The organism is Klebsiella sp. C349492 (assembly GCF_042055345.1).
Classification (GTDB): domain Bacteria; phylum Pseudomonadota; class Gammaproteobacteria; order Enterobacterales; family Enterobacteriaceae; genus Klebsiella; species Klebsiella scottii.
Genome location: NZ_JANQCE010000002.1, coordinates 875,825 through 901,333, shown reverse-complemented (window position 1 = coordinate 901,333; position 25,509 = coordinate 875,825). Strand labels below are relative to the sequence as shown.

Here is a 25,509-nt window from a genome sequence, read left to right as displayed (position 1 = left end):
TTTAAACGCATAACGTCGATGTCAAGATGAAGTTTAGAGGATTCTTTCATGAGAAGAACAGACTCTGTACCCGTACCTGATAATGCCCTCAGCCAGAATAAAGCTAACGCCATTCCCGGAGCAAAACTCAGATGGTACCTGGTGGTGATTATTTTGCTGGCCGCCGTGGTCAACTATCTCGACCGCGCCAATCTCAGCGTCGCGAATTCGACCATTGCCGCTGAATTTGGCCTGTCGTCATTTCAGATGGGATTACTGCTATCGGCTTTTCTGTGGCCCTATGCGCTGGCCAATCTCCCTGCCGGGTATCTTGTCGACCGCTTTGGCCCCAAAAAGATGTTTTCCTTTGCCGCCGGGGGCTGGTCGCTGGTGACCATATTCTGCGCGTTTGCTAATGGCTTTGGGGTAATGTACGCGCTGCGTATGCTGCTGGGCGTAACGGAATCGCCGTTTTTTACCTCCGGCGTCAAAGTCACCAATAGCTGGTTCAGTAAAGAAGAGCGCGGCTTTCCAACCGCTCTGTTCAACACCGGATCGCAGATTGCCAACGCCATCGCGCCCCCCATACTGACGATCCTGATGCTGACCATGGGCTGGCGAGGCATGTTTATCGTCATTGGGGTTCTCGGCCTGGTGATCCTGCTCGCATGGCTGCGGTTTTATCGCGAACCCACCGCAGAAGAGGCCCCGCAAGACAAAATTGTCGATCCCCATCAGTCGCCTTCCGCACCTTCCCGCAGCTGGGGTTCCCTGTTCCGCGAGCGCTCGACGTGGGGGATGGTCGTAGGCTGTTTCGGGATTTACTTTACGGTCTGGGTCTACCTGACCTGGCTGCCGCGTTATCTTGAGCACGATCGTCATATGAGTCTGATGAATACCGGCTGGCTGGCCGCCATCCCTTTCTTTGTGGGTATTTTTGGCGTGCTGCTGGGAGGCGTTATTTCAGACTTACTGATTAGAAAAGGCATGAAAGCGATTACCGCGCGTAAGATCCCGATCGTCGGCGGAGCGCTAATTGCGGCATGTGCGGTGGCGCCGGTACCTTACATTGAAAGCACGCCGCTGTGTATGTTGTTACTGACTATTGGTTATTTCGCCGCCCAGCTTCCTTCAGGCGTAATCTGGGCGCTGGTGACGGATGTCGCTCCCGCGGGCTCGGTAGGCTCTCTCGGCTCAATTCAGAATTTCGGCGGTTTCCTGGGCGCGGCGCTGGCCCCTATCGTTGCCGGCTTAATTCTCGATACGACCAACAACTTTACCTATGTCTTCCTTGCCGGTGCGGCTCTGTTATTACTCGGGGCCCTCAGCTATGGCTTTGTTCTGAAAGAACCGATCAGGAATGAGGAACATTCGTAGCGATAACCACGCTCTTAGCCCGGTGCTCAGCGCACCGGGTTCGGGAGCCCTTAGCCCCGGCGTTACCTCTTGTCCTCCCTGGATGCCGGCTTCCTGATAAATGTTCAGGATTATTTTAGTCGCTCATCCCTCAGCATCACCGTTTATTAATACCCCTCAAACAGGATATTTATGATCATACAAATTTATCGTATTCACGCGTGATTTTATTATTGCATTATTTTTTTAATAAATATTCATAACGTTCGCAACCTTCCTTGTGCCCATTCTTACATGCCAGCTCATACCAGGTTGTTGCTTGCTCTGGGTTTATACTTCACCCTTCACCACGTTCATTCATCACGCCAGGATCGAACTGTGACTGTGCATCTTTTGCGCAGCTGCTTTTTCATACCAGGCCCTTGCCTGCTCATAATCAACATCCAACATTTCTCCATAGAAATACATGAGACCCAAAGCGTATTGGGCTTCTGCATTTCCATTTTCGCCCGCTGATTTCAACTTAGAAAGCGTAGAATCCCTGTCATTGGTGGCAATGTAAATAATTGCGAGAAGTATAATCAACCCAGCCATTAGCCAATATCTTATTTTCCCATTTCACACCTTGTCCATTTAAAGACTATATAGCGTTAGAAAGATATTTACTCCAGACTATCCCAGTCTGGCAGATTGTTAACTACCTTTCGCCACCAATGATACGCAGCCATAGAAGCGCCAAAGAAAATACCCGCTACCGTGCATGAGGCGAATGCAACTCCCGGTTGCATACCGCTGTCCTTCCATGAGGAAAACCACATACAAATCCCCCATGCCGGACCAAACCATCCCCCCATCAACAAAGTAATTTGCCAGAACGAGGCAAAAGGTAACGGCGGTATCTTGAGGCCAGCTTTCCACGCGAGGCGTAGCAAAGGCGGGGCATAATTACTACGCCACATCTTCTTGCTTTCCATAACGGCGATGGCACGTTCCTTTTTAGCTTCAAAGCTCATACAGTTCCCTCCGGATTTACCTTGACTCACCTATTTATCGATAAAGACTACTTTCAATAAATAATAATTATCATTACCACCCACATGTGTCAATAAATACTTAAAAATCATTCCACAACAAGAAAATAAATGAAATAAAAGGGAAAGCCTTACCAGATAATATCCCGACATCCGATGAATATAAATATTAGCATTCCCTTACATCCTCTGGAGAAACCCGGTTACATGCTATTTCCGCAACTTCATTAAAATCTTATTTAATATTTTCAGCACGATAGCAGCGGCTTTCTATTTTATTCCCACATACATGATATGGAATTTATCAATCATGTTTAGCCTGATTGGTTATATTTTATTGTTAGTCTCTTTCGGTGAAAGAGTAAAATTTACTTTCTGAATATATCCGAATACCACATCAGCATGGCTGCGACTTGCTCAAAGTCAACTTCATTAATATTTTGGTGGGAAAAATACGGATTTTGGATGCAAAAAAAGCCCGTTTCTATGGGCTTTTTTTGTATTACTTTATGTAGAACACAAAGCAAAAAGGGGTTACCTTTCGGTAACCCCTTCTTTTATTTGGCGGAAGCGTAGAGATTCGAACTCTAGAACCCTTTCGGGTCGCCGGTTTTCAAGACCGGTGCCTTCAACCGCTCGGCCACGCTTCCGGTATGGGGCGCACTATAAACACCTCTGTTCAGGCTGTAAAGCACGATTTTGTTCAACTGCCTTAAAAATAAACAAAAACGTGTTATTCGTCTGAAAATCAGGCGGTTTGCACAGAATTTCAGCGCCAACCGCCCTCTCAGCGTTAATGTTTTTTGATGTACATATCCCTGGTGAAGTAATACCCCAGCTTATCCGGCGTAAATCCGCCGACCCACGGCTTCACCAGATGCGTGCGGACATAGTGATAAACCGGGACTGCCGGAACATCTTTGCCCAACAGATCCTCCGCCTGCTGATAAAACTTGCCGCGGGTGGTCACGTCCGGCGCTTTGGCCGCATTGCGTAACGCTTCATCGTACGCAGGATTGCTGTACTGGCTGGTGTTTTCACTATCGCCGGTACGGAAGTTATTGAGGAAGGTTGCGGCATCGTCATAATCAGCAATCCACGCGTAGCGCACCGCATCAAAATTATGCGTATGCATGGTGTCGAGCATCGTTTTCCATTCCTGATTTTGTAGCTTCGCCTCAACGCCTAGATTCTTCTTCCACATCGAACTGGCGGCGATTGCCACGCGCTGATGCGATTCTGAAGTGTTGTAGAGCAAATTAAACACCAGCGGGTGGCTATCGTTATAACCGGCTTCGCTCAGCAGCCTTTTAGCCTCGGCAATACGCTTGTCGCGCGGCCAGCTGGCATAATCCGGGTTATGCAGCTTTACGCCGCCAATATCAGGCTGGCTAATTAGCCATGCCGGACGCTGACCCTGTCCCAATACCTTCTCAGCGATAATGTCTTTATCCAGCGCCATATTCAGCGCCAGCCGGACCCGCGGGTCGTTAAACGGCGGCTTAGTGGTATTGAACTCGTAATAGTAAGTCGCCAGCTGCGGTGAGACGTTCACCTGCTCGCCCATAGTTTTTTTCAACTGAGCAAACTGGTTGATCGGCACCGTATAAACGATATCGATTTCCCCCGCTTTATAGCGGTTAACGTCTGCCGCCTCGGAGCTAATGGGTAGATAGGTCACTTTATTGATGACGGTATCGGCGTTATCCCAGTAGCGCGGATTCCGCTCGGCCACAATACGCTCGTTCACCACCCATCGGGACAGCTTATAGGCGCCGCTGGTCACCAGATGTTCCGGTTTGGTCCACTTCTCGCCAAAGCGATTTACCAGCACTTTATCGACCGGCACCAGAGACGGATGCGCCAGCATCGGCAAGAACGCCGCGTTAGGCTGGTTTAAGGTGACTTCCAGCGTCGCGTCATCGATAGCCTTTACGCCCAGCGTGTCGGGCGTTTTTTTACCCTGCGCGATATCCTGAGCGTTCACAATATGCATGTTCCCCGGATAGCTGGCATAGGGTGATGCCGTGGCCGGGGAAACCAGCCTCTGCCAGCTCCAGACAATATCCGGCGCGGTAATCGCGGTCCCGTCAGACCACGTGATGCCCGGACGCAGATGAAACGTCCATACGGTGTTATCTTTATTTTCCCATTTCTCCGCCAGACGCGGCTGAATCTCGCCCCCAGGAGAGACGCTGACCAGTCCTTCGAAGAGATCGCTGATGATGTTGAATTCAACGTCACTTTCGACCTTATGCGGATCCAGCGACGAGGGCTCGCTGCCGTTATTTCTGACCAGCTCCTGCTTCTCTGCCAGCACGGTCCCGGCCGGGACCTGTGCAGCCAGAGTCGGCGCCGCTGCGGCGAGTAAACCCGCCATCAATAATGCCTGCGTGATGTCGTTATATTTTTGTAATTTCATATCCCTTGCCTTTATGACGCTTCGTTTGTACCCTCTCCACACTTAGCCACAGAATGGCGATAACGCAATATTTTTCAGTAACCTATCAGATTCCGATCTGGTTCCTGGCGCCAAACGCACAAACACACCGCCTTTTCGTAATTTATTAGAATAATATGCTGGAATCTTGCGCTAAGGTCTAAGTAAAGATGGGTAAAAGCACTATGGCTTCTGGCGTGGTTTTTTTATGCTTCGTTATTAATAACATCTGTCATAAGAGAGTGACTCATGGATCGTATAATTACGTCGTCGCGTGACCGTTCATCGCTGCTCAGCACGCACAAAGTTCTGCGTAACACCTATTTCCTGCTCAGCCTGACGCTGGCATTTTCTGCCATTACGGCAACGGCAAGCACGGTCCTGATGCTACCGTCTCCCGGGCTGATTCTGACTCTGGTCGGCATGTACGGGTTGATGTTCCTGACCTATAAGCTGGCCGACAAGCCGTCGGGCATCCTGGCGGCCTTCGCCTTTACCGGCTTCCTGGGCTATATCCTTGGGCCGATGCTTAACGCCTATCTGTCGGCGGGTATGGGAGATTTAATCGGCCTGGCGCTGGGCGGTACGGCGCTGGTGTTCTTCTGCTGCTCGGCCTATGTGCTCACGACCCGCAAAGATATGTCTTTCCTTGGCGGAATGCTGATGGCGGGCGTAGTGGTGGTGCTGATAGGTATGGTTGCGAATATTTTCCTGCAGCTGCCGGCTCTGCATCTGGCAATCAGCGCGGTGTTTATTCTGATTTCATCCGGCGCCATCCTGTTTGAAACCAGCAACATCATCCGCGGCGGCGAAACCAACTATATCCGCGCAACCGTGAGCCTGTATGTGTCGCTGTACAACATCTTTGTCAGCCTGCTGAGCATTCTGGGCTTCGCCAGCAAAGACTAATCTCCCTTCAGTTCTTCTCAGGCCCTGCTTATGCGGGGCCTTTTTTTTTGCTAAACTGCCGCCAGTTTTAGCGGTGTGTGAAGAATTATGTTGATCTTTGAAGGCAATGAAATTGAGACCGATAGCGAAGGCTATCTGAAGGATACCACCCTCTGGAGTGAAGCCCTGGCAACAGCCATTGCCGAACGGGAAGGTATTGTCCTGTCGCCTGAACACTGGGAGGTCGTGCGTTTTGTCCGCGACTTTTATCTGGAGTTCAACACCTCGCCGGCCATTCGGATGCTGGTGAAGGCGATGGCAAATAAGTTCGGCGAGGAGAAAGGCAACAGCCGCTATCTCTACCGCCTGTTCCCCAAAGGCCCCGCCAAACAGGCAACGAAAATTGCCGGGCTGCCCAAACCGGTGAAATGCATCTAGTACAGAATGGAGAATTTTTGCCACTCTCTGGTGGGCTGATGAGGCTCCGTGTGCACCCGGTCGACCCGCGCGCTGCGAGGCCCGCCCTCCTTCAGCCAGCTCACCAGCGCCGCCACCTGCTCCGCCTCACCGCAGGCCAGAACCTCTACGCTGCCGTCATCAAGATTGCGCGCGTAGCCCGTCAGCCCTAAGCGTAACGCCTCCCGCTGCGTCGTGTAGCGAAAGCCAACTCCCTGAACTGAACCATATACCCATGCCATCGTGCAGAGTGTCGCCATGATTGCTCTCCTTTCGTGCCAATAACTCTACGCTGAGAATAGCAAATTCTGACTAGCGTACGTGTTTCGGCAACAGGCCATAGTGCTGACGAAAGCGCGCCGTGAAGCGCGAACCGGACTGATAGCCGCTGTTCACGGCGATTTCGCCTATCGGTAATGAGGTCGATTGTAGCTGGCCGAGGGCATAAGCCATACGCACCTCCTCAACAATCTGGCGAAAACTTTGATCTTCCTGGTGCAGGCGTCGGCGTAGCGTCGATTCGCCAAGGAACAGCATTTTCGCCACCCGCGGGACGCTCCACGCCTGCGCGGGCGACAGCATAATAATTTGCCGCACCTGGCCGCTCAGATTCTGCTGCCTCTCATTGAGCAGCGGCCCGGCGTAACCCGCCTGGTGCAGCGCCAGCAATAGTCCCATCGCCTGGTGATGCTGCAGCTCGGCCGATAATCCGCTGCGCACCGCCTGCAGGACGTTTTGCCACATAAACACCAGATCGGGAGTCGCCGGCGCGCACAGAGATGTGAGTCGCCCGGGCTGCGGCTCGCTCATATAGCGAGCTTTAAAATCCGCCAGCAGTTCTGGCGTCAGAGAGAGTAGATCGGAGCAAAACAGCCCGTTATCCGGCTGATTAATCACCTCGAGCTCAAGATCGGCCGGCAGAATAATCAGCTGCTGCGGCGTGGCCAGCATCTGGCTTACGCCCTGAACGATAATTTTGCTGCCGCGATTAACCCGGCACAGAGCGGGAGTAAACAGCGTCACGCGATGCAGTTTATACAGGCGCCGGGAGGTAATTTCCGCCGCGGTTAAGGCGTTATGGCGAAAGTTTATATTCTGCATCTGGCCTCCTTACGGGTTTAGCGCCCTGCCCTTGCCGTCAGCTGCGCGCTGGCGATAGCGTGGCTATGCAACATAAATCCAACCAACGCGCCGCTGGCCTGTGCATCAACGGGTAATGTCGGCGTATCAAGCGCCCACACGGTAAAGCGGTAGCGGTGAGGCTTATCGCCGGCGGGCGGACAGGCGCCGCCAAATCCGGCATAGCCAAAATCATTGCGTCCCTGAACCGCTCCGTCCGGCAGTTTAGCGTTGTTTTTATCTCCGGCGCCAGCGGCTAAACTTGCCACGCTGCTGCTGATATTCACCACCGTCCAGTGCCACCAGCCGCTGCCGGTTGGCGCATCCGGGTCATAGGCAGTGACGGCAAAACTACGGGTCCCCGGCGGCGCATTTTTCCAGGCCAGCTGCGGCGAGACGTTGCCGCCGGTGCAGCCAAAACCGCTGAACCAATGTGCCTGAGCGAGGCTTCCTTCATCCCGCATATCGCCGCTGGTCACCTGAAACTGCGCCGCCGCCGCGCTGCCGCTCATCGCTAACATCAAGGCCGCAGCTAAGCCAAATCCTGTTTTCATTGCATTTTCCTCCATTGGGTTGAGGAAAACACTGTAAGATCCGCGGGTGATTTTTATTGTGCCAAAGTGCCTATGTTTTGTGCCGAAACGCTCACCTGCTGGCGCAGCGGGCATGGTGCTTGCGGCGGCCACATGTGCTAACCTACGCGCCATTTTTCGGTGCCGACATTCCCGTTGCTAAAGGTAGCCCCATGACAGATTCCATTTTCCCCCGCTTAGTGTTGACCAAAGGACGCGAGAAATCCCTGCTGCGTCGCCACCCCTGGATTTTCTCCGGCGCCGTCGCCCGTATGGAAGGTAAAGCCCGTTCCGGCGAAACTATCGATATCGTTGATTCGCAGGGGAAATGGCTTGCTCGCGGCGCGTTCTCTCCGTCATCGCAGATCCGCGCGCGCGTCTGGAGTTTTGACCGCAACGAGGAGATCGATATTGCCTTTTTCGAACGCCGTCTGCAGCAGGCGCAAACCTGGCGCGAATGGCTGGCGGCCCGCGATGGCCTCGACAGCTATCGTCTGATTGCCGGCGAATCCGACGGGCTTCCGGGCGTAACGATTGACCGCTTCGGCAATTTTTTCGTTCTGCAGCTGCTCAGCGCCGGCGCCGAATACCAGCGCGCGTCCATCGTTAGCGCGCTACAGACCCTGTTCCCCGCCTGTTCCATTTACGATCGCAGCGATGTAGCGGTACGTAAAAAAGAGGGGCTGGATCTGGCCCAGGGCCTGGTTACCGGCGAAATGCCGCCTGCGCTGCTGCCCATCACCGAGCACGGAATGCAGCTGCTGGTGGATATTCAGGGCGGCCATAAAACCGGCTACTATCTCGATCAGCGCGATAGCCGCCTGGCGACCCGCCGCTACGTCGCCGACAAACGCGTCCTCAACTGCTTCTCCTATACCGGCGGTTTCGCCGTTTCCGCGCTGATGGGCGGCTGTAGTCAGGTGATCAGCGTCGATACCTCCCAGGAAGCGCTGGACGTGGCGAAGCAGAATATCGAACTGAACCAGCTCGATCTCTCCAAAGCTGAATTTGTCCGCGATGACGTCTTTAAGCTGCTGCGTAAGTATCGTGACCAGAATGAAAAATTTGATGTGATCGTGATGGATCCGCCGAAGTTTGTTGAGAACAAAAGCCAGCTGATGGGCGCCTGCCGCGGCTATAAGGATATCAACATGCTGGCTATCCAGCTGCTTAATCCCGGCGGGATCCTGCTGACCTTCTCCTGCTCGGGTCTGATGGCTACCGATTTATTTCAGAAAATCATCGCCGATGCCGCAATTGACGCCGGACGTGATGTACAATTTATAGAACAGTTCCGCCAGGCTGCCGACCATCCCGTGATCGCAACCTACCCGGAAGGTCTGTATCTGAAAGGGTTTGCCTGCCGCATCATGTAACTTGAAAAGCGGAACGTTGCCCGCATATAGCAGGTAATAACGTTTCCCAGGAGGTGCCTATGATTGCCAGCAAATTCGGTATCGGCCAGCAGGTTCGCCATACGCTGTTAGGCTTCCTCGGCGTGGTTGTTGATATCGATCCAGAATATTCGCTTGCAGAACCGGCGGAGGACGAAATTGCGGCCAATGACGAGCTGCGGGCATCGCCCTGGTATCATGTGGTGATGGAAGATGAGGATGGCCAGCCCGTTCACACCTATCTTGCCGAAGCGCAGCTCAGCAGCGAGCCCAGCGATGAGCATCCGGAGCAGCCGTCAATGGACGAGCTGGCGAGGACCATTCGCCAGCAGCTTCAGGCGCCTCGACTGCGCAACTAGCAAAAAAACCCCGCAACGGCGGGGTTTTTATTTACTTCGCCAGACCTAATCTCGGGATTTCAATCGCCGGACAGCGATCCATCACCACGGTTAGCCCAGCCTCTCGCGCCAGGACAGCCGCCTGCTCGTTAATCACCCCTAGCTGCAGCCACAGCGTCTTTGCGCCGATGGCGATGGCTTCCTGAGCAACGCCCAGCGCCGCATCGGAGTTGCGAAATACGTCGACCATATCCACTTTTTCCGCAACATCTGCCAGCGTTGCGTAGCCCTGTTGCCCCAGTAGCGTTTTACCCGCTACCTTCGGCGAAACCGGGATCACGTGATACCCTTGCTCCAGCAGATACTTCATCACCCGATAGCTTGGTCGGTCCGGTTTGTCGCTGGCTCCCACCAGCGCAATAGTCCGTGTTGAGGTCAGAATGCCTGCGATATCGTTCTCTTTCATTTTATCCTCCCACTATTTAGCCCAAGTGTAAGCTAATCCAGGCTAACCGGCCATCTACCCTGACTAACGGGTACGTCAAAATTTTTCACCCTGATGCTTGCAGCAACAGTCACTTCCAGTAATCTGTCTGCAGGCTAAAATGTGGAATGAAATTATGGAACTGACGACACGTACGCTACCCGCGCGCAAACATATCGCTCTGGTTGCTCACGATCACTGTAAAGATATGCTGATGAAGTGGGTTGCTCGCCACCAGGCGCTGCTGGCTCAACACGAACTCTACGCAACAGGCACCACCGGAAATCTCATCTCCCGGGCAACCGGGCTTGAAGTTAACGCGATGCTCAGCGGCCCGATGGGCGGCGACCAGCAGGTCGGCGCGCTGATTGCAGAAGGGAAAATTGATGTACTGATTTTCTTCTGGGATCCGCTAAACGCCGTGCCTCACGACCCGGACGTTAAGGCGCTGCTGCGCCTGGCGACGGTATGGAACATTCCCGTTGCGACCAATGCTTCAACCGCCGACTTTATTATCCTGTCGCCGCACTTTGGCGAGCCTCTCGATATTCTGATCCCGGATTATCAGCGTTACCTGGCGGAACGTCTTAAGTAAACCCCGCTGGCGGCCAGGCCGCCAGCCGTTACGGTTTTCTTGCTACCGGTACATCCAGCTCTTCCAGCATCTCCACAAACGCAGACGGCCGCTCTTTGTTGAACAGCAGCCAAACGCGAAGACGCGCACGCGTGATGGCGACGTACAGCAGACGCCGCTCTTCCGCATCTGGAAAATCCTCCGGCTGCGGCAGCAGCGCCTCTTCCATGATCGACTCTCGCGCCGGAGCCGGGAACGCATCATCGCCATCCTGAAGCCCAAGGACAATCACGAAATCCGCCTGCTGACCTTTGCTGGCATGGATCGTCATAAAATCGAGCTGCAGATTCGGCCATCGCGTAGCGGCCTTCTCCAGCGCGGCGGGTTTCAGATGATGGTAGCGCGCCAATAGCAGGATCCGCTGGTCTGGTTTCACGTAGCCGCTCAGCTTATCGAGCAAATCATCAAGCTTATCGTCCGCCAGCAGCGTAACGGCTTTTTTATCTCCGGCGCTCAGGCTGTTGAGCGGCTTGCTCAGCTGGTGTGGGTTCTGTTGAATAAAACCGTTCGCCACTTCACCAATGCGGCCATTAAAGCGATATGTGGTATCCAGCGCGCAGCAGTCCCCTTCGCCAAAATAGTGGTTGAACGCGGTAGTCAGCGAAAGCTGGGCGCCACTAAAGCGATAGATTGCCTGCCAGTCGTCGCCGACCGCAAAGAGCGTGGTCTGGGTATTTTGCCGGCGCAGCGCGGCCAGCAGCGAGGCCCGCTGCGGTGAAATATCCTGAAATTCATCGACCAGAATATGCTTCCACGGGCTGACAAAGCGTCCTTTATCAAGAATATTGATGGCCTGATGGATCAGGCCGGAGAAATCGACCGCATTTTCCTCTTTCAGCGCCGTTTTCCACGCCTTCAGCAGCGGAGCCATTAATTTTACGCGCTTAGCAAAAAGCTCGCGTATCTCCTCCGGCGCGCCGGCAATCATCTCCGCCTGTGAGCCGCCGTGCATACGCATCAGGCTGACCCAGCGATCGAGGCGGCTCGCCATTCGTCGCTCTATTTTTTTATCCTGCCAGAAATCGTTTTCCGGCACCTGCCAGCCCATCTCGTCTTCCAGCCACTGTCGCCAGCCTTTGGCGTGAGCTTTTTTCTCCTGGCACTGCTGCTGCCAGTTTTTCAGCAGCAGCGCCTGACGCGCCGGGCTGTCGCTCTCGAGCTGGCTAACAGACGGGACTTTCTTACTGCCCTGCTGAATAATATGCAGAGCCAGTGAATGAAATGTCCGCGCCGAAATATCATCGGTGCTCAGCCGCTCGCGAATGCGTTCATCCATTTCCAGCGCCGCCTGGCGACCAAACGCCAGCAGCAGAATCTGCTCAGCCGCCGCTTCACCTCTTGTGAGCAGCCATCCGGCACGGGCAACCAGCACCGACGTCTTGCCGCTGCCGGCGCCGGCAAGAACCAGCAGAGAACGCTCGCCGTTAACCACCGCACGCGCCTGCGCCGGGTTAAGCGGTGAAGACTCCACGCCCGCAAAAAATGCGCCGTACTGTTCCAACATCGACTCAGTGAAAGCCTGATTGTGGGCCAGTCTGGCCACCTCGGTGTCACCCAGCCAGCTCTGACATTGACGCCACGGCTCGCGGCAGTTGTCGAAAGCGTCAAGTCGGCTGGTCGGTATCGGCAGCCCGGTGAGCGCCCGGCGAATTTTACCCTGCACGTCGCTAACCTGCTGACGGGTCAACCATTTGCCTTCTGCGCTGGAGCGGGCGATCTCAGCCAGCTGCTGGCTCAGTACGTCGGCGGCAATGATGCTCATTTCCGCGCTCCACTGCTGCCATAACGTATTCAGATGATGAAAGAAACGCTGGGTTTCATTCCATTCGGTACCATGCAAACGCACGACTTTGCCATCCGGAAGCACGAACTCCAGTTCGCCCCAGACCAGACCGCGCCGACAATGAACTGACAATAACTGATTGAAAGGTATAAGATACTCGTGGCTATCACCGGAAACCTTTACTCCGGCGTTAAGCAGCTGCACCCTATCATAGGGATGCTGCGCCATGCGTTTGCCCAATGTTGTCGCTTTAAGTTCCATATCATGCCGAATTTCAATCAGGTTGGATGTTTTTAAGTTTAACCGCCAGCGACCGGGTGCTCCAGCGTAAAAAACGTTACAATGGCCGGGTCTTATTATCCACAGGAGTGAACGGAGGGGTTATGCGTACCATTCTGAATATTTTGAACTTTATCCTCGGTGGTTTCGCCACCACGCTGGGCTGGCTGCTGGCGACGCTGGTCAGCATTATTCTGATCTTCACGCTGCCGCTGACCCGCTCATGCTGGGAAATTACCCGACTCTCCCTCCTCCCCTATGGGAATGAAGCCATTCACGTCGATGAACTCGAGCCTCAGGGCAAAAACAGCCTGCTGAATGCAGGCGGTACCGTGCTCAATATTTTATGGTTTATTTTCTTCGGCTGGTGGCTGTGCCTGATGCATATCTTTAGCGGCATCGCCCAGTGTCTGACCATTATTGGTATCCCGGTTGGTATCGCCAACTTTAAAATCGCCGCCATTGCGCTGTGGCCTGTGGGACGTCGGGTTGTTTCCGTCGAAACCGCGCGTGCCGCTCGCGAAGCCAATGCGCGCCGTCGCTTCCAGTAATCGGACGGAATACTGACATGCTTAGCCCCCTGCTACGCCGTTATACATGGAACAGCGCCTGGCTCTATAACGCCAGGATTTTTGTCGCACTTTGCGGCACAACCGCCGTTCCATGGTGGCTTGGCGAAGTAAAACTAACTATTCCATTAACGTTGGGGGTAGTTGCCGCCGCGTTAACCGATCTCGACGACCGCCTGACCGGGCGGTTACGCAACCTGGCCATCACCCTGGTGTGCTTTTTTATCGCATCGGCTTCGGTGGAGCTCCTTTTTCCCTGGCCGTGGCTATTTGCGATCGGTTTAACCCTCTCTACCACCGGATTTATTTTACTCGGGGGCCTGGGACAGCGTTACGCCACGATCGCCTTCGGCGCTCTGCTGATCGCTATCTACACCATGCTGGGGGTCACGCTCTACGATCGCTGGTATCTACAGCCGCTATTTCTGCTGACCGGTGCCGTCTGGTACAACCTGCTGACGCTTGCCGGACATATCATCTTCCCGATTCGCCCGCTTCAGGACAATCTTGCGCGCAGCTATGAGCTGCTGGCGCGCTATCTGGATCTCAAATCCCGCATGTTTGACCCGGATATTGAAGATGAAAGCCAGGCTCCACTCTACGATTTGGCCATCGCGAATGGCCTGCTGGTCACGACGCTCAACCAGACTAAAACGTCGCTGCTCACCCGTCTGCGCGGCGACCGCGGGCAGCGAGGCACCCGACGGACGCTGCAGTATTACTTCGTTGCCCAGGATATCCACGAGCGCGCCAGCTCATCGCATATCCAGTATCAAACGCTACGCGACCGTTTTCGCTACAGTGACATTATGTTTCGCTTTCAGCGTATGCTGTCGATGCAGGCCCAGGCCTGTCAGAAATTGTCCCGCGCTATTTTGCTGCGCGAACCGTACCAGCACGATGCGCATTTCGAGCGCGCGTTTATGCATCTTGATGCCGCCCTCGACCGCGTGCGTGCCAGCGGAGAACCCCTGGAGCAGGTCAAAGCGTTGGGCTTCCTGCTGAATAACCTGAGAGCGATTGACGCCCAGCTGGCAACTATTGAGTCCGCTCAGGTTGCCGCGCCAGCGCACGGTACTACGGAGAATTTGCTCGCGGAGGACCAGCTTAGCGGCTTTAGCGATATCTGGCTGCGGTTACGCCGCAACCTGTCACCGGAATCGGCCCTCTTTCGCCACGCGGTGAGGATGTCGTTGGTACTATGCGCAGGCTACGCGTTTATCCAGCTAACCGGGCTAAATCACGGCTACTGGATACTGCTGACCAGCCTGTTTGTTTGTCAGCCAAACTATAACGCGACCCGTCACCGCCTGGCCCTGAGGATTATTGGCACCCTGGTGGGTGTGGCTATCGGTCTACCGATATTGCTGCTGGTTCCCTCGGTGGAAGGCCAGCTGCTGCTGATCGTCCTTACCGGCGTCCTGTTCTTTGCCTTTCGCAATGTACAATATGCCCACGCCACAATGTTCATTACCCTGCTGGTTCTGCTGTGCTTTAACCTGCTGGGAGAAGGCTTCGAGGTCGCCCTGCCGCGCATCTTCGATACCCTCATCGGCTGTGCGATTGCCTGGGCTGCGGTCAGCTTTATTTGGCCGGACTGGAAATTCCGTAACCTGCCGCGGGTTCTGGATCAGGCCATAAACGCCAACTGCCGATACCTGGACGCGATTCTTGAACAGTATCATCAGGGGCGCGATAACCGTCTGGCATATCGGGTTGCGCGCCGGGATGCCCATAGTCGGGACGGCGAGCTGGCCTCAGTGGTATCAAATTTATCAACGGAGCCGCGGGCAAATGCCGACATCCGCGAAACGGCCTTCCGCTTGCTTTGCCTGAATCATACCTTCACCAGCTATATTTCAGCGCTGGGCGCGCACCGTGAAAAGCTGACCACGCCCGAGACTCTGGCGCTGCTGGATGACGCCGTCTGCTATGTGGATGATGCGCTACATCATTCCCCGGCCGACGAACAGCGGGTACAGCAGGCGCTCACCCGCCTGCAGACCCGGATCCAACACCTCGAACCTCGTGCCGATAGCAAAGAGCCGCTGGTGCTCCAGCAAATCGGTCTGCTGTTAGCGCTATTACCGGAAATCTGCCGCCTCCAACAGCAGGTGGCCGTTCGGCCCGAGTAAATCGCGGCCTATCTTACCGCTGGTTGAGAGCCCATTCCTGCAGCTCCTGGCGCCGTGCCGTCGGGAGCGCGGCGGCATGAACCCCGGTAATGGCCCCTTCCAGCGAATAGAGAATATTCAGCGTCAGCGCTTTATTCGACTCTCGCAGCTTAAGCCACGCACGCTGCGCGCCAATAAGGCGCAGCGCCTGCTGATCTATTACGCCGGAGTTAATTAATAGTAGCTCCATGTGGAAACTAATATTTGGCAGATCTTTCAACCTGCCAGAATAACGCTGCTGGTTCTTTTCTCTTTGAGCGGTCTGTAATGAAAGCGACGATAGTTTGAAAAGCATTTTACTGTCACACCAAAGCGTTTCATTTATCTGATAGTATTTTAGAAAAATTGGGCGCCCGTTTTTACGCATTTTTAAAAGTGGATTTGCGTGGGCGACACAATACGCAGCGCCCTGCTCACAAATCTTAAGATAGATTTCCCCCTCTGCAACCATCGCAAATACGGTGTCGTCTATTGCCAGGCTATAGCCACCAAACAAAGGACGGCAGATTATTTTTCCTAATGGCGATAAGCACTTCTGAAATTTATGAAACCGCAGGGATGAGATTTTTTTCATGATTATTCCTTGGTTAATCATGCGAATACGGAGTAATTTAGTTAACGGATCCGTTAGTTCAGAAAATAAGTGAGTTCCTTTATTGCGGCAAGATGATTTTAACGTTCCACTCAGGCAACTCACCATTTTGCGAGGTGCTTTCAAGAAATTACTCTTCGGCGAAAGCGGATGTATTAAAAATAAAATATAACCGGAGCATCAATTAATAGTTGCACAAATAGTTTGTGCCCGGGAAGAGCAGCGCTGCGCCGGGGGGGCGTAAAGATACGCAGGTACGCTTGCGCGGTTTGAGGTTTCTGTCGCCAAAAATTTATGCCGCGGGGTTACCGCGGCGAGAGCAGGTCTTCACCAACGCGGCCGACAATGTCGAACAAATTTCGAGCGACAACACGATAAATGAGGTTGATCTTTTCGCCGCCTGGATATACTGTATATGCATACAGTAACTACAGGCGGAAATAGACAATGCTTACTTCAGCTTACGCAAATCGTTCATCACTGACTTCTGCTTCAGTACGTCGCCACTCCCATGACGCCGTCGAACAACCAGCCAGCGGGCTGATTAGTGAGATTGTCTACCGTGAAGATCAGCCGATGATGACACAGCTACTGCTGCTTCCTTTATTACAGCAGCTGGGTCAGCAATCCCGCTGGCAGCTCTGGCTAACGCCAAAACAGAAGCTGAGCCGCGAGTGGGTGCAATCCTCCGGCCTGCCGCTATCGAAAGTCATGCAGATAAACCAGCTCTCCCCGTTCAATACGGTAGAATCAATGATACGCGCCCTGCGCACGGGTAACTATAGCGTAGTAATCGGCTGGCTGGCGGATGAACTGACGGCCGAAGAACATGAACGGCTGGTTAATGCCGCGGAAGAAGGTCATGCGATGGGGTTTATCATGAGGCCTGTGGGAAATACAAGCCAGCATGGGAGACAACTGAGCGGGCTAAAAATTCACTCTAATTTGTATCATTAAGCCAAATTAGGATTAATCCTGGAATTTTTTTTGCGCAGTACAAGGACGTGCTTTAATAAGGGTTGTTTTTGTGCGGATGCCTGTCTGATGCGGTCTCGCAGGTTTTATCGACGAACGAAAACTAACCATATTTGTTAAATATTGTGTATACAACCCTTTTTTTTCATATGCCTGACGGAGTTCACACTTGTAAGTTTCGAACTAAGTTGTAGACTTTACATCGCCAGGGGTGATCGGCTTACGCTGCATGTATCAGCATAGTTAACAACAAGTCACGCCCCGGGTGAAGGATCTAACCGTGAGGTCTTTTGTAACTTCATGGCGAATTTTGGATGATAATGAGGCGCAGAAAATGAAAAAGACAGCTATCGCGATTGCAGTGGCACTGGCTGGCTTCGCTACCGTAGCGCAGGCCGCACCGAAAGATAACACCTGGTATGCAGGTGGTAAACTGGGCTGGTCCCAGTATCACGATACCGGTTTCTACGGTAACGGTTTCCAGAACAACAATGGCCCGACCCGTAACGATCAGCTGGGTGCTGGTGCGTTCGGTGGCTATCAGGTTAACCCGTACCTCGGTTTCGAAATGGGTTACGACTGGCTGGGACGTATGGCCTATAAAGGCAGCGTTGATAACGGCGCTTTCAAAGCTCAGGGCGTTCAGCTGACTGCTAAACTGGGTTACCCGATCACTGACGATCTGGACATCTACACCCGTCTGGGTGGTATGGTCTGGCGTGCAGATTCGAAGGGTAACTACGGTTCCACCGGTACTTCCCGCAGCGAACACGACACTGGCGTATCCCCGGTATTTGCTGGTGGTATCGAGTGGGCAATGACTCGCGACATCGCTACTCGTCTGGAATACCAGTGGGTTAACAACATCGGTGATGCAGGTACCGTTGGCACACGTCCTGATAACGGCATGCTGAGCGTAGGTGTTTCCTACCGTTTCGGTCAGGAAGAAGCAGCTCCGGTTGTAGCTCCTGCTCCGGCTCCGGCTCCGGAAGTGACTACCAAGCACTTCACTCTGAAGTCTGACGTACTGTTCAACTTCAACAAATCTACCCTGAAACCGGAAGGCCAGCAGGCTCTGGATCAGCTGTACACCCAGCTGAGCAACATGGATCCGAAAGACGGTTCCGCAGTTGTTCTGGGCTACACTGACCGCATCGGTTCTGACGCTTACAACCAGCAGCTGTCTGAGAAACGTGCTCAGTCTGTTGTTGATTACCTGGTTTCTAAAGGTATCCCGGCTGGTAAAATCTCCGCTCGCGGTATGGGCGAATCCAACCCAGTTACTGGCAACACCTGTGACAACGTGAAAGCTCGCGCTGCACTGATCGATTGCCTGGCTCCGGATCGTCGCGTAGAGATCGAAGTTAAAGGTTACAAAGAAGTAGTAGCTCAGCCGCAGGCTTAAGTTTTACTACCGATAAAAAACCCCGCTGATGCGGGGTTTTTTTTGTCTCAAATTTAGGCTCAGCGCGAAAAGCGCCCGCGCGCACCCTATCAGCCTTCCGGGCTACTCCTTACCAAGCAATACCTGCAGATCGCGCTTCAGGCTGGACATCTTGCTGGCATACTTCTCTTTATGCTCAGCGTCCTCAATCAGCTGTACGATAGTTTCCGACAGCGTTTTTCCCCGTCGCTGCGCCAGGCCAGCGAGACGCTGCCAGACCACAAACTCCAGATCGATAGACTTTTTGCGCGTATGCTGATGCTCAGCGTTAAAATGACGCTTTCGCCGCGCGCGGATAGTCTGCTTCATCCGGTTCATTAGCTCCGGATTAATATGCTGATCAATCCAGGCGTTCACCAGAACAGGTTCATTTTCGAGCGTCAGTAAGACATCGACCGCGGCTTGCGCTGCGCTGGCTTCAATATAGCGGGTAATCAGCTCACCTTCCCGGTGCTTTTTAACCAGATATTTCCATTTCCAGCCGCTTTCAAGATTTTCCAGTTGTTGATATTTCATTGCGATCTCAATGTGACCGTGTAACTCACTTCAGGATATCAGTTTTTTCTCGATGTGCTGAGAATAAATCATCATTCGTGATATGCGTTACGTCGTTATCGTTAACGCAAACACGATCCTCCGTGTGCTCAGACGCGGCATAAGGTATAATCGCGCGTTTTACATCTCACTAAAAAACAGCGACTTTGACCATTACGAAACTTACCCGAAACGACCTTGCTCCTGATACGGAAAGTTATCAGGCGCTGTTTACACAAGCTGATTTAGCCCAGCCAGAGGCTTCCCTGTCAGGCGAACTGCAGCCCCGTTTATTCTATGCGTTGGAGCAGCTTCTGGTGACTCCGACCATTTCTCCGTTCATGCTGGTTAAGGCTCCGGAAGAACCGGAATACCTGCAGTGGTTAGCCGCAGAAACCCGCAGCTTATACCAGCCGGCCGCGCCTCTTTACGGCGTGCGTTACCAGATTAACGGTGGAAACGTCACCCTTTCACCGGCAAAAAGCGCCGATGATAATTTTGCCAGCACCGCGCCGGTTGAATCAGCCGACTGGATTGAAGCAGAGCAGCTTTTTGGCTGCGTGCGCCAGTTTAACGGCGAAATATCCCTGCAGCCGGGCCTGGTACATCGTAGCAACGGCGGCGTGCTTATTATCGCCCTGCGCGCGCTATTAGCCCAACCGCTGCTGTGGATGCGCCTGAAGAACATCGTTACCCGCCAGCGCTTTGACTGGCTGTCCATCGATGAGTCTCGCCCGCTGCCGGTCAGCATTCCATCGATGCCGCTCAATCTGAAGATAATTCTGGTCGGTGAACGCGATTCATTGGCTGATTTTCAGGATATGGAACCCGAGCTCTCGGCCCAGGCGATTTACAGCGAGTATGAAGATAATCTGCAAATCGCGGATGGCGACACCCTGAAACAGTGGTGTCAGTGGGTGTGGCAAAACGCGCAGCAGCTTGAGCTGCCCGGGCTGGCCGCCGATGCCTGGCCGCAGCTGATTCAGGAAGGCGCACGCTACACCGGCGATCAGGAAACGCTGCCGCTGTGTCCGCTGTGGATTGCCCGCCAGCTGCGCGAAGCCGCCGCCTTCTGCGAAGGTGAGCTTATCTCCGCGGAAGAGATGCAGACCATGCTGGCACGTCGCGAATGGCGCGAAGGCTATCTTGCCGAGCGGATCCAGGATGAAATCCTGCAAGAACAAATTTTGATTGAGACCGAAGGTGAATGCATCGGGCAAATCAACGCGCTGTCGGTCATCGAATTCCCCGGTCATCCGCGGGCCTTTGGCGAGCCATCGCGCATCAGCTGCGTCGTACATATCGGCGACGGTGAGTTCATCGACGTTGAACGCAAGGCCGAGCTGGGCGGCAATATCCATGCCAAAGGCATGATGATTATGCAGGCGTTCCTGATGTCCGAACTCGAACTCGAGCAGCAGCTCCCCTTCTCCGCATCGCTGACCTTTGAGCAATCCTACAGCGAAGTGGACGGGGATAGCGCCTCTATGGCCGAACTGTGCGCCTTAATCAGCGCGCTGGCCGGCGTGCCCATTAATCAGAGTATCGCCGTCACCGGTTCAGTCGATCAGTTCGGTCGCGTACAGCCGGTGGGCGGGCTTAACGAAAAAATTGAAGGCTTCTTCACCATTTGCCAGCAGCGCGAGCTGACCGGCAAACAGGGAGTCATCATTCCTGCGGCGAATGTTCGCCATCTGAGCCTGGCGCCAGAACTACAGCAGGCTGTCGCTGAAGAGAAGTTTTCCATCTGGGCGGTGGAAGACGTTACGGAAGCGCTGCCCATGCTGACCCAGCTGTTGTGGGATGGCGAAGGGCAAACTTTACGGCAAACCATTCAGGAGCGGATTGCGCAGGCGACGCAGCAAGAGAGTCGTCATCGTTTTCCGTGGCCGCTACGCTGGTTAGGTGGTTCAGGTTCTAACTGATCGGACTTGTTCAGCTTACACGTGTTAGCTATCCTGCGTCCCGAACTCAAAATAAGGCTTACTGAAAACATGGTAGATAAACGCGAATCCTATACGAAAGAAGACCTTCTTGCCTCTGGCCGTGGTGAACTGTTTGGCGCAAAAGGCCCGCAGCTGCCCGCGCCAAGTATGCTGATGATGGACCGCGTCATCAAAATGACCGAAACCGGTGGTAACTACGATAAAGGTTATGTCGAAGCAGAACTCGATATCAACCCGGACCTGTGGTTCTTCGGTTGCCACTTTATCGGCGATCCGGTCATGCCGGGCTGCCTGGGCCTGGACGCAATGTGGCAGCTCGTTGGCTTCTATCTGGGCTGGCTCGGTGGCGAAGGCAAAGGCCGCGCGCTGGGAGTGGGTGAAGTTAAATTCACCGGCCAGGTGCTGCCGACTGCGAAGAAAGTGACCTATCGTATTCACTTTAAACGCGTTGTTAACCGTCGTCTGATTATGGGCCTGGCGGATGGTGAAGTGCTGGTTGACGATCGTCTGATCTACACCGCGGCCGATCTGAAAGTGGGCCTGTTCCAGGACACTTCTGCGTTCTGATTAGCAGCAACGCTTAAAAAGGCGAAGCCCCCGCTTGCGGAGGCTTCTTTTTTAAAGAGACAGTCAGGCAGTTTGTACCCTGTCCTCCATGGCTTCTCGCCAGCCTCCTAGCCAGTAGGACCTTTGATTCAGGGTCTGGTAGGGACACATTTCTTTCGATCTTCCGGTTATCCCGGCCTGATATCCACGTTGATGTGCCCGTTCCAGGCGATCTCGTTTTTGTCTCTTCATGCCTCGTTTCCCTCATTCTTTGATCTGGTGGAAAAGAAAACAGTGGTCACTAAATATGCAACCACGGTTAACGAATACCGCGAATCAGAGGTAACGTCAATGCGCAAAATTCACGCCATTGTCATAATTGTGAGCTACATGAAAGTTCATTTGTACAAAAACTGTGAACCAGCACAAGTAACAATCTGACGAGGCAAATAAAAAACCGCCGCGGTTTTTCAGACCACGGCGGCGGTTTAGCTTCATTCATTTTGCTTATGGCAGGCGATTCAGCTCGCTGGCAATAGCGGTCGCTTCCTGAGCCCAGGCCTGAGCCATCGTTTTCACCATCGCATCGTAACCGTCCTGCTGCTGCTTCAGCTCAATATTAAACGGACGCTTAATCAGCTGGCCCTGATGCTTCAGCAGCCATTCACCGCTGACGATAACCCGCCCGTCGTACCGGCCATGAAAGCCGTTAACGGAAACGTTAAGCGTATCCTGCTCGTTGCCCAGCGGCTGCGATGCCACCACCCAGCCGGGCAGCTGATTGCTTAAATTCGCAACCAGCGCGGTGCGCAGCTGCTGATCGAGCGGGCTGGCCCACAGATTATTACTCGCAATGACGTACTGCACGTCGGTGGTCTGGTAGACCACCCCGTTGCCCGCCAGATAGTCCGGGATAGTGACCTGTTCAACCCACAGCAGGTTCTTCCCCTCGTGGGTGGCGCTTTGCGCACCGCTTTGGGCGACAGGCAGCTGATAGTAGGTTTTATCCTCCCCGCTGCTGCTGCAGGCCGCCAGCGCGCATACCGCTGCCGCTACTAACCACTTTTTCATTATTTCGCTCCCTTCGGCTGCGGATCTTTTTTACCCTTGGCCTCAAATACCAGCGCGTTGCTCTTATCATTGAGCGTTTTCAGTACCGGCTGCAGTTCACGAAGAACCTGATCCAGTCGCTGCATATCCGCAACCATCTTATTGTACGCCGCGGACCCCGGCTGGAAGCCCTGCATACTGCGGTTCAGTTCGCGCAGCGTATTCTGCATATCACCAGGCAGCTGCTGCATCGACTGGCTTGAGGTGATCTTATTCAAGCTATCCAGCGTTGCCTGAACGTGCTGCATCGTTTTTTCGCTCTGCGCCAGCGTACTGGTCGCCTGCTCCAGCAGCGGGTTAATCGGCAGATTGTTAATCTTATCCAGCGCATCCATCAGGCGCTGCTGAATTTGCGCGAGGCCGCCGCTAACCGTTGGAATGATCGGATAAGAGCCAAACTCATGCATGCTGCCGCGCGGAGGCGCTTTGGGATAGAAGTCGAGATCGATATACAGCGCGCCGGTAATCAGGTTGCCGGTTTTAAGCGAACCGCGCAGGCCGCGATTGATCAGATCGTCCATATGGGTGCGAATATTCGGATCGTCACCAAGCTGGTTGATCAGCCGTTCCGGCTCAATGCGCACCTCTACCGGAATGCGATAATCGTCATTCAGCCGCTGATGCAGTCCTGGAATAAAGAACGGTACCTTGCCGACCGTGCCCAGGCGTATCCCGCGGAACTCCACCGGCGCGCCGGGCTGAAGCCCGCGGATCGAATCTTTGAAGAACATCACGTAGTCGATGTGCTGGGTAAAGACCGAATCCTGAATACTTTTCTGGTCATCAAAAAGATGGTAGCCGGTCTTGTTCGCGACCGGTTCGCCAAGATCCAGCCCTTCCGGAATATCAAAACTCACCCCGCCGCCAAACAGCGTCGACAGCGAGCCCATTTCCACCCGCATCCCGGCCGAGGTCAGATCCACGGCAATACCGCTATCTTTCCAGAAACGAACGTTGGTAGTCACCAGGCGATCGTTTGGCGCGTTGATGAACAGCTGATAGGTAATATTACGCTTTTGCGGATCGAAGGTGCTGGTCTCGACCGACCCCACCCGATAGCCGCGAAAGAGCACCGGATCGCCGGGAGAGAGCTGGCCGGCTTTATTGCTTTCCAGCAGAATGCGGATACCCTTCGCATCCGGCGAGGCCAGCGGCGGAGAGTCCAGCAGCGGGTACTGCGCAGCATCCGCCCCTTTCGTTCCAGGCTGAAGCTCAATATAGGCTCCGGATAACAGCGTCCCAAGGCCGCTGATCCCTTCACGCCCCACCTGCGGCTTTACCACCCAAAACACCGAGTCCTGATGCAAAAGCTTCTGCATACCGGAGTTCAGGCGAGCCTTAATCTCTACGTGCGTCAGATCGTCCGTCAGGGTGGCGGTTTCTACCACACCGACGTCAACGCTGCGGCTTTTAATCCGGGTTTTACCACCCTCAATGCCCTCGGCGTTGGTGGTGATCAGCGTCACCTCCGGCCCCTGATGGCTATAGTGATAAAAAAGAATCCACGCGCCGATTAGCACAGTGACGATGGGGAAGATCCATACTGGTGACCAGTTCTTCACCTTTTGCACTTTTGCTTCTCCGCTATTATTTTCCATGCTGCTGTATTTCCTCATGGCTTAAATCTGGTTCACGGTCCCACAACAAACGAGGGTCGAACGTCATCGCTGAAAACATTGTCATCACAACAACCAGCGCGAACATCACCGCCCCTATCGCAGGATAGATATTCATCAACCCTCCCATGCGCACCAGCGCCGAGAGTACAGCGATGACAAAAACATCAATCATTGACCAGCGGCCAACAAACTCCACTACTTCATAAATCAGATGCATACGCTCTGAATCACGCGAACCATTGCCGTTGGCGTTCCAGCACAGCCAGCCAATCGCGAGCATTTTCAACGTCGGCACCATAATACTGGCGATGAATATCACCAGCGCAACCGGATACGATCCTTCGCTCCACAGCAGGATCACCCCGGCCATGATCGTAGACGGCATTTTATCGCCCAGCAGGTCGGTTATCATAATGGGCATGATATTGGCGGGGAGATAGAGCAGGCACGAGGTGATTAGCAGGGCCAGCGTCCACTGCAGGCTATGCTTACGCCGCACCGTCCCTTTCGTCTGACAGCGCGGGCATACCGCTGCATCGGCGGGTAAAACGGCCGTACAGCAGGAACAGGAGCGCAGGCCCTGGCGAATCCCCGTCACGCCAACCTTCAGCGGCTGTTTAACCGCAGGCATTGGCGCGATGTCGTCCCAAAGCCAGCGCCGGTCCACGCACTGTAGCGCGCGCAGCTGCAGCAGGCAAAACATACACCAGGGAAAAAAGCTCAGGCCAACGCCAATATCGCCGTAGGCCATTAGCTTCACGAAGCTCACCAGCACCCCGGCGAGAAAGATTTCCGCCATTCCCCAGGTTTTGAGGTGGAACAGAATTCGCGCCAGAAACGCTTTTAGCGCTGCGGGCATACGAACGCGATTGACCAACAGCAAAATGGTTATCAGGCAAAAGGCCGGCACCAGCTGCACAAAAAGAAGAAAGAAGGTGCCGAGGCTGGCGTAATTCTCGCTAAACAGAACGTTGGGGATCTCCAGCAGCTCAATTTCACTGTTGAGTCCCCCAACGTTCATGTAGACGAAGGGAAACAGGTTTGCCAGCAGCAGCATAAACAACGCGACCAGCGCATAGGCAGTGGGACGCTGCCGAGGCGCGTCCCATGAAGTCGTTAACGTTGTGCCGCAACGCGGACATACGGCTTTCTGGCGATGCTCCAGCCGGGGCAACGCCACCAGCAGATCACATTGTGGACACAGGATATGCCGCGCAGCATGATGATGATCGCACATGAAAACTCCT

The 25,509-nt window shown here is 54.0% G+C and carries 26 protein-coding genes and 1 tRNA gene; 12 read left to right on the top strand and 15 right to left on the bottom strand.

What is annotated here, in order from left to right:
* The first annotated feature begins 48 nt into the window (after positions 1-48).
* A complete protein-coding gene (locus NWP14_RS11850; protein WP_331835636.1) occupies positions 49-1,356 on the top strand; it encodes an MFS transporter in 1,308 nt (435 codons plus the stop codon).
* A gap of 339 nt (positions 1,357-1,695) precedes the next feature.
* On the opposite strand, the gene NWP14_RS11845 is transcribed toward NWP14_RS11850, so the two are convergent.
* The 4 genes from NWP14_RS11845 to NWP14_RS11830 all read right to left on the bottom strand — a co-directional run bounded on the left by NWP14_RS11845 (position 1,696) and on the right by NWP14_RS11830 (position 4,788).
* Positions 1,696-1,929, bottom strand: coding sequence for a hypothetical protein (locus tag NWP14_RS11845; RefSeq protein ID WP_375215355.1), 234 nt, complete (start codon positions 1,927-1,929; stop codon positions 1,696-1,698).
* A 68-nt stretch (positions 1,930-1,997) separates the two neighbouring features.
* Entirely contained in the window at positions 1,998-2,348 is a 351-nt protein-coding gene (locus tag NWP14_RS11840) for a DUF6404 family protein (protein WP_095095825.1), read from the bottom strand.
* A gap of 580 nt (positions 2,349-2,928) precedes the next feature.
* Positions 2,929-3,016 (bottom strand) — tRNA-Ser (locus tag NWP14_RS11835).
* A 143-nt stretch (positions 3,017-3,159) separates the two neighbouring features.
* Positions 3,160-4,788: an ABC transporter substrate-binding protein gene (locus NWP14_RS11830; protein WP_346431797.1), complete on the bottom strand. Its 1,629-nt coding sequence runs from the start codon at positions 4,786-4,788 to the stop codon at positions 3,160-3,162.
* A 267-nt stretch (positions 4,789-5,055) separates the two neighbouring features.
* Here NWP14_RS11830 and yccA point away from each other — a divergent pair, with 267 nt between their 5' ends.
* Both yccA and tusE read left to right on the top strand, forming a co-directional pair.
* Complete coding sequence (gene yccA, locus NWP14_RS11825; protein WP_041144843.1) at positions 5,056-5,715, top strand: FtsH protease modulator YccA; 660 nt, start codon at positions 5,056-5,058, stop codon at positions 5,713-5,715.
* An 87-nt stretch (positions 5,716-5,802) separates the two neighbouring features.
* Positions 5,803-6,132 (top strand): sulfurtransferase TusE, encoded by a 330-nt coding sequence (gene tusE, locus NWP14_RS11820; protein ID WP_095095816.1) that lies wholly within the window; start codon positions 5,803-5,805, stop codon positions 6,130-6,132.
* Here the strand turns inward: tusE and yccX are convergent.
* Genes yccX through NWP14_RS11805 form a run of 3 tightly spaced genes read right to left on the bottom strand, consistent with a single transcriptional unit; the run spans position 6,129 to position 7,823 of the window.
* Positions 6,129-6,410: an acylphosphatase gene (gene yccX, locus NWP14_RS11815; protein ID WP_041144841.1), complete on the bottom strand. Its 282-nt coding sequence runs from the start codon at positions 6,408-6,410 to the stop codon at positions 6,129-6,131. The two genes, tusE and yccX, sit on opposite strands and share 4 nt — an antisense overlap.
* Positions 6,411-6,462: 52 nt before the next feature.
* A complete protein-coding gene (locus NWP14_RS11810) occupies positions 6,463-7,251 on the bottom strand; it encodes an AraC family transcriptional regulator (RefSeq protein WP_095095813.1) in 789 nt (262 codons plus the stop codon).
* 17 nt (positions 7,252-7,268) lie between these two features.
* On the bottom strand, positions 7,269-7,823 hold the full coding sequence (locus NWP14_RS11805) for a YbhB/YbcL family Raf kinase inhibitor-like protein (protein ID WP_095095810.1): 555 nt from the start codon (positions 7,821-7,823) through the stop codon (positions 7,269-7,271).
* 218 nt (positions 7,824-8,041) lie between these two features.
* On the opposite strand from NWP14_RS11805, the gene rlmI reads away from it, so the two are divergent.
* Complete coding sequence (gene rlmI / locus NWP14_RS11800; RefSeq protein WP_189339835.1) at positions 8,042-9,217, top strand: 23S rRNA (cytosine(1962)-C(5))-methyltransferase RlmI; 1,176 nt, start codon at positions 8,042-8,044, stop codon at positions 9,215-9,217.
* Between the two features lie 59 nt (positions 9,218-9,276).
* Positions 9,277-9,594, top strand: a complete 318-nt coding sequence (hspQ, locus tag NWP14_RS11795) for a heat shock protein HspQ (RefSeq protein WP_095095805.1) — start codon at positions 9,277-9,279, stop codon at positions 9,592-9,594.
* A 31-nt stretch (positions 9,595-9,625) separates the two neighbouring features.
* Here hspQ and NWP14_RS11790 read toward each other — a convergent pair whose 3' ends face one another.
* Positions 9,626-10,039, bottom strand: coding sequence for a CoA-binding protein (locus NWP14_RS11790; RefSeq protein WP_331835656.1), 414 nt, complete (start codon positions 10,037-10,039; stop codon positions 9,626-9,628).
* Between the two features lie 154 nt (positions 10,040-10,193).
* Between NWP14_RS11790 and mgsA the strand changes: the two genes are divergently transcribed.
* Positions 10,194-10,652 carry a methylglyoxal synthase gene (gene mgsA / locus NWP14_RS11785; protein ID WP_041147568.1) on the top strand — a complete coding sequence of 153 codons (459 nt, stop codon included), beginning with the start codon at positions 10,194-10,196 and terminating at the stop codon, positions 10,650-10,652.
* A 28-nt stretch (positions 10,653-10,680) separates the two neighbouring features.
* On the opposite strand, the gene helD is transcribed toward mgsA, so the two are convergent.
* A complete protein-coding gene (helD, locus tag NWP14_RS11780) occupies positions 10,681-12,735 on the bottom strand; it encodes a DNA helicase IV (protein ID WP_375215354.1) in 2,055 nt (684 codons plus the stop codon).
* 122 nt (positions 12,736-12,857) lie between these two features.
* Here helD and NWP14_RS11775 point away from each other — a divergent pair, with 122 nt between their 5' ends.
* Both NWP14_RS11775 and yccS read left to right on the top strand, forming a co-directional pair.
* Positions 12,858-13,304 carry a YccF domain-containing protein gene (locus tag NWP14_RS11775; protein WP_041144834.1) on the top strand — a complete coding sequence of 149 codons (447 nt, stop codon included), beginning with the start codon at positions 12,858-12,860 and terminating at the stop codon, positions 13,302-13,304.
* Positions 13,305-13,321: 17 nt separating this feature from the next.
* Positions 13,322-15,457, top strand: a complete 2,136-nt coding sequence (gene yccS, locus NWP14_RS11770; protein WP_095095797.1) for a YccS family putative transporter — start codon at positions 13,322-13,324, stop codon at positions 15,455-15,457.
* Between the two features lie 13 nt (positions 15,458-15,470).
* Here the strand turns inward: yccS and NWP14_RS11765 are convergent, their stop codons facing one another.
* A complete protein-coding gene (locus NWP14_RS11765; RefSeq protein WP_095095794.1) occupies positions 15,471-16,070 on the bottom strand; it encodes a TfoX/Sxy family DNA transformation protein in 600 nt (199 codons plus the stop codon).
* Between the two features lie 465 nt (positions 16,071-16,535).
* Between NWP14_RS11765 and sulA the strand changes: the two genes are divergently transcribed.
* Both sulA and ompA read left to right on the top strand, forming a co-directional pair.
* Entirely contained in the window at positions 16,536-17,045 is a 510-nt protein-coding gene (sulA, locus tag NWP14_RS11760) for an SOS-induced cell division inhibitor SulA (RefSeq protein WP_095095791.1), read from the top strand.
* A 352-nt stretch (positions 17,046-17,397) separates the two neighbouring features.
* Complete coding sequence (gene ompA / locus NWP14_RS11755; RefSeq protein ID WP_045855437.1) at positions 17,398-18,468, top strand: porin OmpA; 1,071 nt, start codon at positions 17,398-17,400, stop codon at positions 18,466-18,468.
* Between the two features lie 102 nt (positions 18,469-18,570).
* Here the strand turns inward: ompA and matP are convergent, their stop codons facing one another.
* Positions 18,571-19,023: a macrodomain Ter protein MatP gene (gene matP, locus NWP14_RS11750; RefSeq protein ID WP_375215353.1), complete on the bottom strand. Its 453-nt coding sequence runs from the start codon at positions 19,021-19,023 to the stop codon at positions 18,571-18,573.
* Positions 19,024-19,208: 185 nt separating this feature from the next.
* Here matP and NWP14_RS11745 point away from each other — a divergent pair, with 185 nt between their 5' ends.
* Both NWP14_RS11745 and fabA read left to right on the top strand, forming a co-directional pair.
* Entirely contained in the window at positions 19,209-20,966 is a 1,758-nt protein-coding gene (locus NWP14_RS11745; protein WP_375215352.1) for an AAA family ATPase, read from the top strand.
* Between the two features lie 69 nt (positions 20,967-21,035).
* Positions 21,036-21,554, top strand: coding sequence for a bifunctional 3-hydroxydecanoyl-ACP dehydratase/trans-2-decenoyl-ACP isomerase (gene fabA / locus NWP14_RS11740; RefSeq protein ID WP_095095783.1), 519 nt, complete (start codon positions 21,036-21,038; stop codon positions 21,552-21,554).
* 63 nt (positions 21,555-21,617) lie between these two features.
* Here the strand turns inward: fabA and rmf are convergent, their stop codons facing one another.
* The 4 genes from rmf to pqiA form a co-directional block, all read right to left on the bottom strand.
* Positions 21,618-21,785, bottom strand: a complete 168-nt coding sequence (gene rmf / locus NWP14_RS11735; protein ID WP_004871568.1) for a ribosome modulation factor — start codon at positions 21,783-21,785, stop codon at positions 21,618-21,620.
* Between the two features lie 255 nt (positions 21,786-22,040).
* Positions 22,041-22,604, bottom strand: coding sequence for a membrane integrity-associated transporter subunit PqiC (gene pqiC / locus NWP14_RS11730; protein WP_095095776.1), 564 nt, complete (start codon positions 22,602-22,604; stop codon positions 22,041-22,043).
* On the bottom strand, positions 22,604-24,241 hold the full coding sequence (gene pqiB / locus NWP14_RS11725) for an intermembrane transport protein PqiB (RefSeq protein WP_095095770.1): 1,638 nt from the start codon (positions 24,239-24,241) through the stop codon (positions 22,604-22,606). The genes pqiC and pqiB overlap by 1 nt, the downstream gene beginning before the upstream one ends.
* Positions 24,231-25,499 (bottom strand): membrane integrity-associated transporter subunit PqiA, encoded by a 1,269-nt coding sequence (gene pqiA, locus NWP14_RS11720; RefSeq protein WP_095095767.1) that lies wholly within the window; start codon positions 25,497-25,499, stop codon positions 24,231-24,233. Before pqiA ends, pqiB begins: the two co-directional genes overlap by 11 nt.
* Positions 25,500-25,509: the final 10 nt, after the last annotated feature.